Here is a 15648-nt window from a genome sequence, read left to right on the forward strand (position 1 = left end):
GTCGATTGTTAACAAATAAGACTTGAATAAACCATAAAAAAGCGTATTTTTACACCTCTTAAATTTGACGCGAATTTTCATGGGTAAAATCATTGCAATTGCAAATCAAAAAGGCGGTGTCGGCAAAACCACAACTTCGGTTAATTTGGCGGCCTCTTTAGGTGTTTTAGAAAAAAAAGTATTACTTATTGACGCCGACCCACAAGCCAATGCTACTTCAGGATTAGGAATTGATGTTGAATCGGTGGCTATCGGTACGTATCAAATTTTAGAACACAGCAACATCCCTTCGGAAGCTGTGGTGCAGAGCACTTCGCCTAATGTAGATGTCATTCCGGCCCACATTGATTTGGTAGCGATTGAAATCGAATTGGTCGATAAAGAAAACCGCGAATACATGTTGCGCGAAGCCTTAAAAGACATTCGCAACCACTATGATTACATTTTAATCGACTGCGCGCCTTCGTTGGGATTACTCACGTTGAACGCGTTGACTGCGGCGGATTCGGTGATTATTCCGATCCAGTGCGAATATTTTGCCTTGGAAGGATTGGGGAAATTGCTCAATACCGTCAAAAGTGTCCAAAAAATTCACAATCCAGCCTTGGATATTGAAGGAATGCTCCTCACCATGTACGATTCACGTTTACGTTTGTCCAATCAAGTGGTTGAAGAAGTACAAAAACACTTCAATGATATGGTGTTCAAAACCATCATTCAACGCAATGTAAAATTGAGTGAAGCCCCTAGTTTTGGGGAAAGTATCATCAACTTCGATGCGACCAGCAAAGGAGCTACCAACTACTTAAGTTTGGCCGAAGAGGTGATTAAAAAAAATAGTTAAGGGGTATGACAAAAGCAATTAAAAAACAAGCGCTGGGACGTGGATTGTCGGCTTTATTGAAAGATCCAGACAACGATATTCGTTCGGTTGAAGATAAAAATGCCGATAAACTCATCGGTTCTATTTTGGAAATTGATATCGATGCAGTAGCCATCAACCCGTTTCAACCCCGTTCCAATTTCAATGAAGAAGCCTTACAAGAATTGGCAACATCGATTCGTGAATTGGGGGTTATCCAACCCATCACGGTCCGAAAGCTTGACTTCAATCAATACCAATTAATTTCTGGGGAACGCCGTTTGCGCGCTTCAAAGTTGGTGGGACTTACGACAATTCCCGCCTATATTCGCATCGCCAATGATAATGAATCTTTGGTGATGGCTTTGGTTGAGAATATTCAGCGTCATGACTTAGACCCCATCGAAATTGCACTTTCGTACCAACGTTTGATGGAAGAAATTCAATTAACGCAAGAGCAAATGAGCGATCGTGTAGGCAAAAAACGCTCAACGATTGCCAATTATTTGCGTTTGTTAAAATTGGATCCGATTATTCAAACGGGAATTCGCGACGGTTTTATCTCCATGGGTCACGGACGTGCCATCATCAACATTGAAGATCACGAAGCACAAGCCGATATTTATCACAAAATCATCAGTCAAAATCTTTCCGTTCGCGAAACTGAGGCCTTGGTAAAAAAATACCAAGAGGGTCAAAAACCAACTGCTCCCAAGAGCAAAAAGGGCACCTCTTTTGCTGTAGCCCCTTCGCACCAAAAAACGATGACCGAATTCTTTGGCGCAAATGTAGAAGTAAAAATCGGAGGCAATGGGAAAGGGAAAATTTCGGTTCCTTTTCATTCGGAGGAGGACTTTAACCGGATACTCAAATTGTTGCAAAAAGGGTGATTCGTTGGATTTACATACTCTTTTGCTGGGGTTGTTTAGCAATCTCTACCGGTTGGGCACAACAAATGCCTGCACCGACACCCCCTGTGAAACCCACGGATAGTCTTAATACCCCCGCCAAACCGATCAACATGCTTGCCCCTTCGCGCGCAGCTTTTTATTCGGCGGTAATTCCGGGTTTGGGTCAGGCGTACAACAAAAAGTATTGGAAAATCCCCTTAGTCTATGCCGCTTTGGGAACCACCGTTTATTTTTACATTACCAACAACAACAAATACAACGATTATCGGGATGCTTACAAGCGCCGTTTGTTGGGCTTTACCGATGATGAATTCTCATATCTAGACACGTCGCGATTGATACAAGCCCAACGTTTTTACCAACGAAATCGGGATTTATCAGCTTTATTGATTGGCGTTTTCTACATTCTAAATATTGTCGATGCCAATGTTGATGCACATTTGATGCAGTACAATGTGAGCGACAAACTCACGCTTCAACCCGACTTGATTCAGAACGACCTCACCCAGCGCCGGCAACTCGGTTTGGGCATCAGCTTTAAGTTTTAATGTAACAAACCAACAAAAACCGCTACTAAATAGGTATGAACATCGCGTTATTAGGGTATGGAAAAATGGGTAAAGTTATCGAGCGAATCGCCTTGGAACGCGGTCATGCTATCGTGTTACGAAAAACGCGTCAAGACAGCTTTGAAGGTTTAGAAACCGCCGATGTTGCCATTGATTTTAGTATTCCTGATGCGGCAGTCGAAAATATAACTGCCTGTCTTCAAAACGGCATCCCTGTTGTTTCGGGCACTACGGGTTGGCTCGCGCAGTATGAGGCCATGAAAGCGCTTTGTGAAAAACAAAATGGTGCGTTTTTATATGGTTCAAATTTCAGCTTGGGCGTGAACTTGTTTTTTGAATTAAATCAAAAATTAGCGCAATTGATGGCTAAATTCCCGCAATATGCCGTGGATATGGAAGAAATTCATCATACCCAAAAATTAGACAAACCCAGCGGTACTGCCATTACTTTGGCCGAGGGGCTACTCCCCTACACTCCTTTTACCCAATGGAGTTTAGAGGCCGAGGCGACAGATAAGCTTTATATTGATGTAAAGCGAGAAAATGATGTTCCCGGTACCCACAGCATTTTTTACCGTTCTGCTGTTGATACTATTGAAATCAAACACACCGCGCACAACCGAGAGGGATTTGCCTACGGAGCTGTTCTTGCCGCTGAATGGCTTGCTACACGCAAAGGGGTGTTTACCATGAAAGACGTTTTAGATTTATAAAAATAGAGTATTATGACATTTACACAATGGTTCGTTTTTATCCTGATTATCCAAGTGATCCATGCCGCTGGAACGTGGAAATTCTATGTGGCTGCAGGTCGTAAAGCATGGGAAGCTTTTGTACCGCTGTACAATGCCGTTGTTTTGTTGAAAATAGTGAAGCGTCCCTCCTGGTGGCTGCTTTTATTTTTTATACCCATCATTAATTTGATTGTCATCCCAGTGGTTTGGGTAGAAACCTTGCGAAGTTTTGGTAAAAAATCGACCGGCGATACCGCTTTGGTCGTATTTACATTGGGATTGTACCTCTACTATGTAAACTACACCCAACCGCTTACCTATGAAGCCGAACGCAGCACCCATCCCGCTACCAAAACGGGAGAAACAGTCAGTTCGATTCTGTTTGCCATTGTTGTGGCTACTTTTGTTCACACCTATTTTATTCAACCGTTCACGATTCCAACCTCCTCTTTGGAGAAATCGCTTTTGGTAGGCGACTTCTTATTTGTGAGTAAGTTTCACTACGGTGCAAGGGTGCCCAACACCACAGTTGCCGCGCCTATGGTGCATGATACTATCCCGTTATTACGAAAAAAATCTTACCTCTACGATGATGAAAATCCAAATTCGTGGAAACAAAAATTACAATTACCTTATTTGCGTATCCCCGGATTTGAAACGGTAAAAAACAATGACATCGTGGTATTCAACTGGCCCGCTGATACGGTAGCGGAATTCTTTGTCAAAGACCGAAAGTACCTCAAACCGGTTGATAAGAAGTCCAATTATGTTAAACGATGTCTTGGTATTCCTGGCGATAGTTTACAAATCAAAGAGGGAATAGTATATGTAAATGGTAAACCCCTAGTTTTACCTGAACGTGCTAAACCGCAGTATTCGTATACTGTAACGTATGACCATAAGCAATTTTCTGATATTACTCCTTTTTTAGAGGAAAATGATGTTACTGACGGCGGTGGAGTTGCCAATGGCCGTTGGGAGAGCGATACACTTTTCATTAATGCCATGACCGATGATGTGGCTAAGAAATTACGCACCGTTACGGGGATTAAAAAAGTGGAACGGATTATTTTTAAAGAGGCTAGTTTAAGTGTTTTTCCGTATACTAAACCCTGGAACATCGATAATTACGGGCCGATTTACATTCCTAAAGCTGGGGCAACAGTAGCTTTGGATTTGAAAAGTTTACCCTTTTACAAAAAAATCATCCAAGAATACGAAAACAATACCCTTCAGATTCGCAATGGTGAAATTTTCATCAATGGAAAACCGAGTACCTCTTACACTTTTAAACAAAACTACTATTGGATGATGGGAGATAACCGTCACCGCTCGGAAGACAGTCGTTTTTGGGGGTATGTACCTGAGGATCACATTGTAGGGAAACCAATTTTCATTTGGATGAGTGTGAAAAACTTTGACAAAGGATTTAAAAATTGGAGTATTCGTTGGGACCGCATGTTTACAACGGTTAGTGGCGAAGGACAACCCCAATCGTACTTCAAATATTTCTTGGTTGCATTGGCGTTGTACTTTGTAGGCGAATATTTCTGGAAAAAGAGAAAAGCAAAACAATCGGAAGAACAATAATCGTGTCCAAAGTATTATTACATCCCGGATATTTCCCTTCTATAAGTACATTTGTTGCCTTAGCAAAAGCTTCGCATGTAGTTTTTGAAACGGGCGATCATTTTCAAAAACAAACCCACCGCAACCGAATGTACATCTACAGTCCCAACGGATTGCAATTGTTGAATGTTCCCATCAAACATATAAAAGAAGGACACCAAAAAATGCGCGATGTGCGTTTGGAAACCGCTTTTGATTGGCAAAAACAGCATTTTAAATCGCTAGAAGCCGCCTACCGAACGTCGCCTTTTTTTGAATATTTTGAAGATGATTTACGACCGATTTTTGAAAAAAAACACGAATTCCTTTGGGATTTAAATTACCAAACCTTAGAAATTGTTTCCCACTGTTTAGGTTTGGACTTCCCCTACGAAGAAACAGAGGAGTACCATAAAGAAGTGACCGATGTTTTGGATTTTCGCTATTTAATTCAAGGAAAAAAAGATCCTACCCTGATTGAACCCTACGTTCAAGTTTTTGGGGATAAACACGGTTTCTTAAACAACCTTAGTATCCTTGATTTACTCTTTAACGAAGGACGACGCGCTTTGGATTATCTGAAACGACAATCGTTAGCGGGGCTCTAACTTAATACGGGTTACAATTGGAAAGTGGTCGGAGTTCTTGAATTCAGGAAAATGTTGAAAGGACTTCACTTTAAAACGACGATCGGCAAAAATATAATCGATACGTGCCGGATAGTATTTAAAATTATACGTTGCGCCAAATCCTTTTCCCGCTTCTTCAAAACAATCATTCAAGTCGCCTTTGATGCCGCGATACACATACGAAAAGGCACTGTTATTCATGTCACCACAGATAATCATCGGGTAGCGGCATTCTTTTTTATGCTCCATTAATTCTTCGGCTTGAATTTGCTGCTTTTTGAATGCTTCCGAAATGCGATGCAGCACCATAGTCGATTTGCGCTTGTTGATGGAATCGACGTGCTGTTCCATCTCATTCACATCGGGTGAAATTTTGATGGATTGTAAATGCATGTTGTACACGCGCAGCGTATCCCTTCCTTTCCGAATATCAGCGTACACCAACATATTATCCGACCCTTCAAAAGCGATTTGTCCTTCGTCAATAATCGGATACTTAGAAAAAATAGCCTGTCCCGACTTTATTTGATAACCTTGCATGAATACTGTTCGGTACTTATACACCCGCAAATCAACGCCCGCATTTTCAGAATACTCTTGCAAACACAATACATCAGGATTCATCTCATTGATGAAACGGCGAATATCTTCTTTGACATGTGGACTGGGAAGCCATTGAAAAAGATTGAACAAGCGAACATTATAACTCATCACAACCATATCGCCTTCTTCTTTAGGTAAATCAAGGGCGGAGAATTTATAGAATTTATTGATAAAGGTAATGCCCAAAATCAACACCAATCCGGAGGCAATCATTTGCCGTTTCATTTGAAGAAGCCAATAGACAAAAAATAGGGCATTGACAATAAGAAAGAAAGGCAAAACAAGGGTAAGTACCGATAAAAAAGGGAAAAATTTTGGCGCTAAAAACGGAAGTACATAAGCAATGAAGGTGAGTATGACCACCGTCACATTCAACCCTAACATCAGCTTATTAAATCGTGATAATTTGCGCATTATTCGTTTCCTGCTCGAAATAAAAATTCTTTTTCCGCTTGGGTTAAACTGTCATAACCCGATTGACTAATTTTATCTAAAATCTCATCAATTTGTTGTTGTTTTTTGTCTTTTAAAACCACTTTAGAGGTGGTGCTTGTTGTTTTCCGTTGCGGATTTTTGTGCACACGGGTAAACGGCGACTTCGATTTGGGTTGCCCTAAAGTAGCAAAAAAAGTAATAATTTTCGTCACCGGTTGACTTAAGTCTGTACCCGATTGCAACAACTTCATGTAGAGAACCCCAAAGGTTGCCCCCGCGAGATGTGCGATATGTCCGCCTGTATTCGACATGGAGATTTGCAAAACGTCTAAGAGTAAAATAACCCCTGTTACATGCCATAGCTTTACGTTTCCAATCAGTAACAATCGTAACTCCATAAGCGGTTGGTAAACGGTGACCGCGGTTAAAACGGCCAAAACAGCTCCTGAAGCCCCTACAATGATGCCGTTACCGCCCAACAAAGTATAGGCAATACTGTAAGCCAATCCCGAAAACAAGAGGCTGAAGAGGTACATCCCCAAAAATTGCTTTTGGGTAAAAAAGGTTTGAAACAGTCGCCCTGCAAAATTGAGCATGACCATATTGAAAAACAGGTGAAAAAATCCGGAATGCAAAAAACCATACGAGATTAAGGTCCATGGCTTAAACAACCAAGCGTTGAAACTCGAAGACAAGGCCAACCAATCGGGATAGGCAAAAAATCCTTCACGAAATTGGTAAAAGAAAGGAATGGCCAGAATAAAAACGCCTACATTCCAGTAAATAACCTGATTAACGATGCCGCCAATTCGGTATTGTAATTTGATATCTTCCCAGATACGCATATTAATTCCAACGGTTTTGATTAAACTGATTTTTTCGCCACACCCACATCATGATAAATCCGAACAAGGCACCTCCAAGGTGGGCAAAATGGGCAATGCCTGTACTGTTACCGCCAAAAATGGATGTCCCGCGGTAGCCCATGATCAAATCCAAAAGTACCAAAGCTGTGACATAATACTTTGCTTTAATGGGTACTGGAATAAACAACATCATCAATTCGGCATTGGGAAACATAAAGGCAAAAGCGACCAATAAACCATAAATAGCGCCCGAAGCTCCTACCATTGGGGTTTGGTATTCTTTTACGGCTAGCGTTAAGGTGTTGAATTGGTCTTGGGTAAAACGGTATTTCTCCAAAAGCGTATTCACCTCACCTACAATTTTATAATCGCGATCCACAGAAAGATTGTAATTGGCATTCATCAAGAAATTGAAATCATCGGGTGCGATTTGCAAACTCGACAATTGCTGAGCAACGTCTTGGACAATAAAAAAACTAACCCCCATGTGAACCAAAGCGGCGCCCAAACCACATGAAATGTAAAAAAACAAAAACTTGGAGCTACCCCAGATACGTTCCAACATGGTGCCAAAAGAAAACAAGGCAAACATATTGAAAAACAAATGCATGAATCCGCCGTGCATAAACATGTACGAGAAAAACTGCCACGAACGGAAGCTCTCATTTTTGAAATAATGCAAAGCAAAATAATCGGTGGCATGAACCAAAGGAATACACCCCAAAAAGAAAATAACATTGATGATTAAAAGCTGTTTAACCACAGGGGACAATTGCATCATAGCGAAAATTTTTTATCGATTTCATCCACACTCATTGTGATAAAGGTGGGCTTTTGTTGAGGACTTACATTGGGATCTTTGCAGGCAAAAAGGCCGTTGACTATCATTTCTTGTTCTTTTTCCGATAAAACAACCCCTTTTTTGATCGACAAGGATCGTGCCATCGCTTTGGCCAAGGTATCGTTGGGACTAAAACTGTCGGTAAATCCTTCCTGAAACGCATGCAAAACCGTTTCAAACACGCTAGGAATGGCTTGCGCTGTCGTATTGACAGGAATGCCACTCACCACAACCCCTTCGGTTTCCCAGCGTTCAAACTGGAATCCCACAGCCTGAAGCGCAGGTTCGAGTTCGACCAATAAATGCATTTCAACCGGTGTAAACGACAGCGACAAGGGAAACAAAAGTTGCTGACTTGCGGCTTGTTGCACCGTTATTTGCGTTAAAAACTGCTCATAAAGAATTCGTTGGTGCGCTCGGTTTTGATGAATAAACATAAGCCCCGATTTGATAGGACTTACGATATATTTTCGCTGCAACTGATAGGTTTTGGTAACGGCAGCCTCGGGTTCTTGATCATTGAATAACGAAGGTGTGGCGCGTTCATGCGCTGATTCGGGAACATACATCGCTTCGGTATCTTGTTTTAAACCAACATACAAACTCTCCCACGAAGCCGAAGAGGGCGCTGGAGTAAACCGTTGTTGGCGAACCGATTGTTGCGTTGATGTTGATCGAACAGGAGTACTATCATCGGCAAACGGATTGTAATGCTGATCGACTTGAATGGTAGGATAAGCGGCCTCTTTATGCTGATACTCGTAGGGCGTATCCAAATTAGGATCGCGCTCAAAATCCAAAACGGGAGCCACATTAAACTGCCCCAAACTGTGTTTGACCGCTGCCCGTAATATAGCATAAAGCGCCTGTTCATCATCGAACTTAATTTCGGTTTTGGTAGGATGGATATTGATGTCAATGGTATGCGGAGGCACATCCAAATAGATAAAATAACTGGGTTGCATGCCTTCTTTCAACAAGCCTTCATAGGCCGACAACACGGCATGATGAAGGTAACTGCTTCGAATGTAGCGGTCGTTGACGAAAAAAAACTGCTCGCCCTTATTTTTTTTGGCAAATTCAGGTTTTCCAATAAATCCTTGAACACTCACAATTTCCGTAGTTTCTTGAACCGGAACGAGCTTTTCATTGGTTTTTCCTGCAAACAAATTCACAATGCGTTGCCGCTGATTGGAAATAGGCAGATTAAAGGTTTCGCTGCCGTTGTGGATTAGGGTAAAATGAATGCCGGGATGGGCCAAGGCAACCCGTTGGAACTCATCCATGACATGGCGAAACTCTATGTGTTCGGACTTTAAAAAATTTCGTCGGGCGGGAATATTGAAAAACAAATTTTTAATCGCAAAGGACGTCCCTTTGGGGACTACTGCGGGATCTTGGGCAATAAACTTGCTCCCCTCGATGATGATATGAGTCCCCAACTCGTCTTCGGCTTGTCGGGTTTTCATTTCAACATGAGCAATCGCCGCTATGGAGGCCAGGGCTTCCCCTCGAAACCCTTTGGTATGAATAGAAAATAAGTCCTCTGCATGACGAATCTTGGAGGTCGCATGGCGTTCAAAACAAAGGCGGGCGTCGGTGACATTCATACCAATGCCATTATCGACTACCTGTACCAAGGACTTACCGGCGTCTTTAACAATCAACTTAATGTCGGTTGCCTTCGCATCTACCGCATTTTCGAGCAATTCTTTTACCACAGAAGCCGGACGTTGTACCACCTCACCTGCGGCAATTTGGTTGGCAACGTGATCGGGAAGTAATTGAATTATTGACGACATACCATGCAGAAATTAGTAAACCTATCTTTTCAGACAAATCCACGCAAAGTTAGCGAAAAACTAGGGTTTAAAAAACAAAAAATCCTGCCGCAGCGACAGGATTCGATTATTGTTTTGTTCGTTGCCGTAGCGCGGCCATGTGAATCGCTGTGATGGCAGCTTCGACTCCTTTATTGCCATGCTTTCCACCACTTCGATCGATGGATTGTTGTTCGGTATTGTCGGTGAGCAAACAAAAAATAACAGGTTGAGCTCCCAAGCAATTCAAATCTTTGATGCCTTGCGTTACCCCCTCACAAACAAACTCAAAATGCATGGTTTCCCCTTTGATCACGCAACCAATCGTAATTACACAATCAACCGGTTGATCCATCATGCGTTTGGCACCGTAAATTAATTCAAAACTTCCGGGTACCTCCCAGGTCATGATGTTTTCAGGGCGAGCGCCACAATCGAGTAAGGTATGTAAAGCCCCTTGGTATAAGCCATGGGTAATGTGTCCATTCCAGGCAGAAACAACAATCCCAAACCGAAAGTCCTTCGCGTTTGGGATTGTATTTTTATCGTATTGGGATAAGTTTTTATTTTCCGTTGCCATGCGTAATAGGGCGTACTAGATCATGAAGTGGAATTACTTCACCATTCCGATTAGCGCATCGATTTGCTGTGCTTCAGGAGCGCTTTCGTACTGTTCCTTAATTTCGGTAAAGTACTTTAAGGCGTCTGCTTTTTTTCCCATTTCCACACACATAACACCAGCTTTGTATAAATAACGTGGCGTTGTGAACTCATTCGCTTTAGCACGAGCTGCTTTTTCGTAATATTCTAAAGCTTTAGCATTGTCTTTTTTCTGTGCATAGGCATCACCAATAGCTCCAACCGCAATCGGACCGGTAAAATCGTCATTGGCTTTGTATGCTTCCAAAAATTTGATAGCATCATCGTACTTCTTCAAATTCAAATACGCGATACCTGCATAATAGTTGGCCAAATTCCCCGAATCGGTTCCACTGTATTGACTTGCCAAATCCACAGCACTTTGCTTTCCTTCGGCACCTTTGACCACCAAGGTGAACAAAGAATCTTGTACTTTAGGATCTTGTGCATCAACAGCTGCTTGGAAATTTTGCTGGGCTACATATAAATCGTCAGTTGCTTTTTGCTCGTTAGGCTCAACAACAAATTTCTGATACAACAAATACCCGATGGTCATCAAAGCGGCACCACCCAAGAACCCTAAAATAAATTTTTGGTTACGAGCAACCCATTCTTCGGTACGTGATGCGGTTTGGTCTAAAGCATCAAACGTACGAGCCGTTGCACTGTCCTTTTCATCAACATTGGGCACGTCTTCCAAGAACTGATTGTCCATCTTTACGTTCTCATCGCCTTCTACTTTTTCTTTGGGGGCTTTGTATCCTCTTTTATTATATGTTGCCATGTATGTTAAATTAGTGTGCGCAAAAATATAATTTTTATTCAAATTTAAAAGCCCTTTTTTTCGATATTTTTCAATAATTTGCACCTCTTGTAAAAATCTCCTTTACGAGGCAATCGAACAGGCTAACCCTTTGTTTTGCAATGTTTTTAAAACGCATTTCTTTACTAAACTATAAAAATATCGCTGAAGTAACCTATGCTTTTGACGCTAAAATCAATTGTTTTGTAGGGAAAAATGGAGTAGGCAAAACCAATGTATTGGATGCCGTGTATCACTTGGCTTACGGAAAAAGCTATTTTAATCCGTTGGCAGCGCAGAATATTCAACATGGGACCGATTTCTTTATGATTGAAGGAGAATTTGAAAAACAAGAACGCAGTGAACATATCGTTTGTAGCTTAAAAAAAGGACAGAAAAAAGTATTGAAACGGAACGGTAAACCCTATGAAAAGTTTTCTGAACATGTGGGACTCATTCCGTTAGTCATCATTTCACCCTCGGATACGGATTTGATTGTAGAAGGAAGTGAAACCCGCCGCCGCTTCATGGATACCGTGATTTCGCAATTGGATGCTCCCTATTTGCAACAACTAATTCAGTACCAAAAAGTGGTCAGTCAACGGAATGCTTTGTTGAAGTATTTTGCCTTGAATCATACGTTTGACCCCGAAACGCTGGCCGTATACAACCACCAATTGCATCAATTGGGCGCACCTATTTTTCAAAAACGACAAGACTTTATTGCTTCATTTGAACCCATTTTTCAAAAACACCATCACCACATTACTGGGCGTGCTGAACGGGTTGAACTTCGCTACGAAAGCGATTTGCTGGAAGCGTCCACCGAGACATTGTTGGCAAGGAATCTCCCACGCGATCGCCAGTTACAATATACAGCAACCGGCATTCACAAAGACGATTTGTCATTTTTAATAGAAGGCTATCCCATAAAAAAATACGGTTCGCAAGGCCAACAAAAATCGTTTTTAATCGCCTTAAAATTGGCGCAATTTGAATTTGTAAAAAAACAAAGCGGTGAAAAACCCATTCTCCTTTTTGATGATATTTTTGATAAATTGGACGAAAATCGGGTGCAGCAAATTATAGCCTTGGTGCAACAAGAAGAGTTTGGCCAACTTTTTATCTCCGATACCCATCCTGAACGCACGGAGCAATTGGTAAAAAACACCCAACAATCGTATAAATTATTTCATTTGTAACAAAGCTTACAGAATGGCTATCTTTACCCTATTATTTTCGCAAAAAAATAACCGATGAAAAAAATTACTTTAGTGTTGTTATCCCTAGTGATGCTAACGGCCAGTTGCCAAAAAAAAGCAACCGAATCAACCGAAAAAAATGCTGAGAGTCGCTATGAAACATTAGACGCACAAGCCTTTGCAACAGCTATAAAAAACCAAGCTGAAGCTCAAATTATTGATGTACGAACACCCGAAGAATTTGCGGCTGGCCATCTTGACAAAGCGAAAAATTTGAATTGGAATGCCGCTGAGGAATTTGAAAAAGGGGTAGCACAACTCGATCGATCAAAACCTGTCTATGTGTATTGTTTGGCGGGAAGTCGTAGCACTGCGGCTGCCAAAAAACTACAAGAAATGGGATTCACAACCATTTATGAACTGGAAGGAGGCTATCAAAAATGGCGTGCTGCCGGGTTGGCTAATGCTTCGGCTGCGGGAGGAATGACCCAAAGCGATTTTGAAAAGCTTTTGAATACCGACAAAAAAGTACTGGTCGATTTCTACACAACATGGTGCGGCCCCTGTAAAAAATTGAAACCAACGCTGGATAAAATTGCTACCGAAATGAGCGACAAAGTGGTTGTGGTTCGCATTGATGCTGAAGAAAACCTCGCATTGGCAGAAGCCCTTAAAGTAGAAGGATATCCCACGCTGATGGTGTATGAAAACAAAAAACAAGTGTGGCGTTATTTGGGCTACCTTTCGGAAGAAGAACTCAAAAAACAATTGCAATGATGACTACTCGTGAAGCGTTTGATTTCCTTGAAGCGCTCAAAAACAATAACAATACGGAATGGTTTCACAGTCAAAAAAAAGCCTATGAGGCCTACAAAAAATGGTATCATAGTACCATTGCAGCAGTTTTGGAGGAGCTAAAAAAATGGGACCCATCTCTCGAACCCCTTGAGCCTAAAAATTGTACGTTTCGTATCAATCGCGACATCCGTTTTTCAAAAGATAAATCGCCGTATAAAACCAATATCGGCATGTGGTTTACCCAAGATAAAAGTCAGAAAAACAGTCCTGGCTACTACATTCATTATGAAAAAGGCGCCTCGTTTATTGCGGGTGGCGTATGGTGTCCAGAACCCGAGCAACTGAAAAAAATCAGAAAGGAAATTGAATTCTTTTACGAAGATTTGGATGATATTGTCCATGAAAAATCATTTGCAACACAGTACAAATCCTTGTCGCGGGAAGAAGGCAACGTGCTCAAAAAAGCGCCCAAAGACACCGACCCGAACCATCCTGGAATTGAATTTTTAAAATTAAAAAGTTTTACAGCAGCCGCTCCCCTTGCCGACGAGCGATTTCTTGAACCCGATTTTGGTAAAAAAATAGCCCGCGAATTGGCGGTTTTAAAACCCTTAAACGACTTCCTTCGCCGGGCGTTGGAGACTGAAGAATAAACCCACAATTTACAACTTCTTGCGTTAAGCAATTTCCGTTATGACCATTGAAACTCATTTTCCCTTAAAAAAATACAACACGTTTGGCATCGAAGCCTTTGCCCAAAAATTTGTCGAAGTGCAAACCCTAGAGGAATTGCAAACGGTGTTGCATCAGCACGTAAACGAACCTAAATTTATCCTCGGAGGCGGTAGTAATATGTTGCTCACACGCAATATTGAAGCCTTGGTGATCCATGTAAATTTGAAAGGAAAAAAGGTAATTAAGGAAGACGATGACCATGTGTGGGTAGAAGCGATGGCGGGTGAAAATTGGCATGAATTTGTGCTTTGGACCTTGGAACACAATTACGGTGGTCTCGAAAACATGTCCCTGATTCCCGGAAATGTGGGTACAACCCCCGTTCAAAATATTGGAGCCTACGGGGCCGAAATCAAAGACACCTTTGTTTCGTGTGAAACGATAACCATAGATGGACAGTCGAAACGAACTTTTGATAGGGAAGCCTGCCAATTTGGATACCGCGAAAGTGTTTTCAAACAAGAGGCCAAGGGAATCTACATCATTACATCGGTTGTTTTTCGCCTAACCAAACGAAACCACAGCATCAACAGTAATTATGGCGATATTCAAGCGGAATTGGCCAAAAACAATGTGGTCACCCCCACGATCAAAGACATTAGTAACGCGGTAATAACGATTCGTCAACGCAAACTTCCCGACCCGAAAGAGTTGGGCAATAGCGGTAGTTTTTTTAAAAATCCCGTGATTCCCCGCACGCATTTTGAAACCGTACAAGCTCAATATCCCGATATAAAATATTATGACGTTTCCCCTACCGAGGTGAAAGTGCCCGCAGGTTGGCTTATCGAACAAGCGGGACTCAAAGGATATCGTGAGGGCGATGCAGGAGTACATAAAAATCAAGCCTTGGTATTGGTAAATTATGGCAATGCCACGGGACAAGACATTTTGAAACTATCCCAAAAAGTACAACAAACAGTTTGGGCAAAATACGGTATTGCCATCGAAGCTGAAGTAAATATTATTTAGCATGTATATTCCCGAAAATTATAGCCTTTCCAACCCAGAAGAAATGCATGAATTCATTCGGGCCAACAATTTTGCAATTCTTGTTAACCAAACGCAAGGCCAATTGTGGGCCACTCACCTGCCGTTGGTTTTGGATACAAAAACGGATGGCACACCGTATCTTTTGGGACATCTCTCCAAATTAAATCCGCAGCACCAAGGGTTTTTAGAAAATGATGCTGTCCTTGCTATTTTTTCGGGTCCCCATGCCTATATTTCTTCCTCTTGGTATGATCATGAAAATGTTCCGACGTGGAATTATATCGCAGTGCATGTCTATGGAAAAATAAAAATCCATTCACACGAAGAAGCGCTAGCGGGCTTGAAGAAACTTGTTGATTTACAAGAAGTAACTTCAGAGCATCCCATTCGAATGGAAAATCTTTCAGAGAAAACCCTGCGTGAAGCCCGGGGTATCGTGGGATTTGAAATCACCATTACCGACACACAAGGACAGAAAAAACTATCCCAGAATCGGGATGATAAAAACTACCAACGTATTCTGAATGCCCTCGAAAAAACAGCCGATCCAAATACCCATGCCTTGGCACAAGCGATGCGTAAAAACCGTCCGTAAAATGTT

The 15648-nt window shown here is 41.8% G+C and carries 17 protein-coding genes; 11 read left to right on the plus strand and 6 right to left on the minus strand.

Annotation, left to right across the window (positions count from 1 at the left end):
* Window positions 1-79 precede the first annotated feature (79 nt).
* The 6 genes from BUC17_RS09260 to BUC17_RS09285 are packed head-to-tail and all read left to right on the plus strand — an operon-like array spanning window position 80 to window position 5292.
* Complete coding sequence (locus BUC17_RS09260; protein ID WP_073363583.1) at window positions 80-844, plus strand: ParA family protein; 765 nt, start codon at window positions 80-82, stop codon at window positions 842-844.
* Between the two features lie 5 nt (window positions 845-849).
* On the plus strand, window positions 850-1752 hold the full coding sequence (locus tag BUC17_RS09265) for a ParB/RepB/Spo0J family partition protein (protein ID WP_073363584.1): 903 nt from the start codon (window positions 850-852) through the stop codon (window positions 1750-1752).
* Entirely contained in the window at window positions 1749-2321 is a 573-nt protein-coding gene (locus tag BUC17_RS09270) for a DUF5683 domain-containing protein (protein ID WP_083544847.1), read from the plus strand. Before BUC17_RS09265 ends, BUC17_RS09270 begins: the two co-directional genes overlap by 4 nt.
* 35 nt (window positions 2322-2356) lie before the next feature.
* Window positions 2357-3055 carry a 4-hydroxy-tetrahydrodipicolinate reductase gene (dapB, locus tag BUC17_RS09275; protein ID WP_073363588.1) on the plus strand — a complete coding sequence of 233 codons (699 nt, stop codon included), beginning with the start codon at window positions 2357-2359 and terminating at the stop codon, window positions 3053-3055.
* Between the two features lie 12 nt (window positions 3056-3067).
* Window positions 3068-4666 carry a signal peptidase I gene (gene lepB, locus BUC17_RS09280; protein WP_073363590.1) on the plus strand — a complete coding sequence of 533 codons (1599 nt, stop codon included), beginning with the start codon at window positions 3068-3070 and terminating at the stop codon, window positions 4664-4666.
* Between the two features lie 2 nt (window positions 4667-4668).
* On the plus strand, window positions 4669-5292 hold the full coding sequence (locus BUC17_RS09285) for a WbqC family protein (protein WP_083544850.1): 624 nt from the start codon (window positions 4669-4671) through the stop codon (window positions 5290-5292).
* Here the strand turns inward: BUC17_RS09285 and BUC17_RS09290 are convergent.
* From BUC17_RS09290 to BUC17_RS09315, 6 genes are all read right to left on the minus strand, one after another.
* The gene (locus BUC17_RS09290) at window positions 5278-6330 is read right to left on the minus strand and encodes an endonuclease/exonuclease/phosphatase family protein (protein WP_073363593.1); all 1053 of its coding nucleotides are present in this window, start codon (window positions 6328-6330) and stop codon (window positions 5278-5280) included. The two genes, BUC17_RS09285 and BUC17_RS09290, sit on opposite strands and share 15 nt — an antisense overlap.
* On the minus strand, window positions 6330-7196 hold the full coding sequence (locus tag BUC17_RS09295; RefSeq protein ID WP_073363595.1) for a rhomboid family intramembrane serine protease: 867 nt from the start codon (window positions 7194-7196) through the stop codon (window positions 6330-6332). The genes BUC17_RS09290 and BUC17_RS09295 overlap by 1 nt, the downstream gene beginning before the upstream one ends.
* Before the next feature lies 1 nt (window position 7197).
* A complete protein-coding gene (locus BUC17_RS09300) occupies window positions 7198-7998 on the minus strand; it encodes a rhomboid family intramembrane serine protease (RefSeq protein ID WP_073363596.1) in 801 nt (266 codons plus the stop codon).
* Window positions 7995-9860: a DNA mismatch repair endonuclease MutL gene (mutL, locus tag BUC17_RS09305; RefSeq protein ID WP_073363598.1), complete on the minus strand. Its 1866-nt coding sequence runs from the start codon at window positions 9858-9860 to the stop codon at window positions 7995-7997. The genes BUC17_RS09300 and mutL overlap by 4 nt, the downstream gene beginning before the upstream one ends.
* 106 nt (window positions 9861-9966) lie before the next feature.
* Window positions 9967-10458 carry a 6,7-dimethyl-8-ribityllumazine synthase gene (gene ribH / locus BUC17_RS09310; protein ID WP_073363600.1) on the minus strand — a complete coding sequence of 164 codons (492 nt, stop codon included), beginning with the start codon at window positions 10456-10458 and terminating at the stop codon, window positions 9967-9969.
* A 33-nt stretch (window positions 10459-10491) separates the two neighbouring features.
* Complete coding sequence (locus BUC17_RS09315) at window positions 10492-11301, minus strand: tetratricopeptide repeat protein (protein ID WP_073363697.1); 810 nt, start codon at window positions 11299-11301, stop codon at window positions 10492-10494.
* Between the two features lie 140 nt (window positions 11302-11441).
* Between BUC17_RS09315 and recF the strand changes: the two genes are divergently transcribed.
* From recF to BUC17_RS09340, 5 genes are read left to right on the plus strand one after another with little or no spacing between them, the layout of a single operon-like run.
* The gene (gene recF, locus BUC17_RS09320) at window positions 11442-12521 is read left to right on the plus strand and encodes a DNA replication/repair protein RecF (RefSeq protein WP_073363602.1); all 1080 of its coding nucleotides are present in this window, start codon (window positions 11442-11444) and stop codon (window positions 12519-12521) included.
* A 54-nt stretch (window positions 12522-12575) separates the two neighbouring features.
* Window positions 12576-13298, plus strand: a complete 723-nt coding sequence (locus tag BUC17_RS09325) for a thioredoxin domain-containing protein (protein WP_073363603.1) — start codon at window positions 12576-12578, stop codon at window positions 13296-13298.
* On the plus strand, window positions 13295-13972 hold the full coding sequence (locus BUC17_RS09330) for a DUF2461 domain-containing protein (RefSeq protein ID WP_317044514.1): 678 nt from the start codon (window positions 13295-13297) through the stop codon (window positions 13970-13972). Before BUC17_RS09325 ends, BUC17_RS09330 begins: the two co-directional genes overlap by 4 nt.
* A gap of 40 nt (window positions 13973-14012) precedes the next feature.
* Entirely contained in the window at window positions 14013-15026 is a 1014-nt protein-coding gene (gene murB / locus BUC17_RS09335) for a UDP-N-acetylmuramate dehydrogenase (protein ID WP_073363607.1), read from the plus strand.
* 1 nt (window position 15027) lies between these two features.
* On the plus strand, window positions 15028-15642 hold the full coding sequence (locus BUC17_RS09340) for an FMN-binding negative transcriptional regulator (RefSeq protein ID WP_073363610.1): 615 nt from the start codon (window positions 15028-15030) through the stop codon (window positions 15640-15642).
* The last annotated feature ends 6 nt before the right edge of the window (window positions 15643-15648 follow it).

Source organism: Flavobacterium fontis, from assembly GCF_900129405.1.
Classification (GTDB): domain Bacteria; phylum Bacteroidota; class Bacteroidia; order Flavobacteriales; family Flavobacteriaceae; genus Flavobacterium; species Flavobacterium fontis.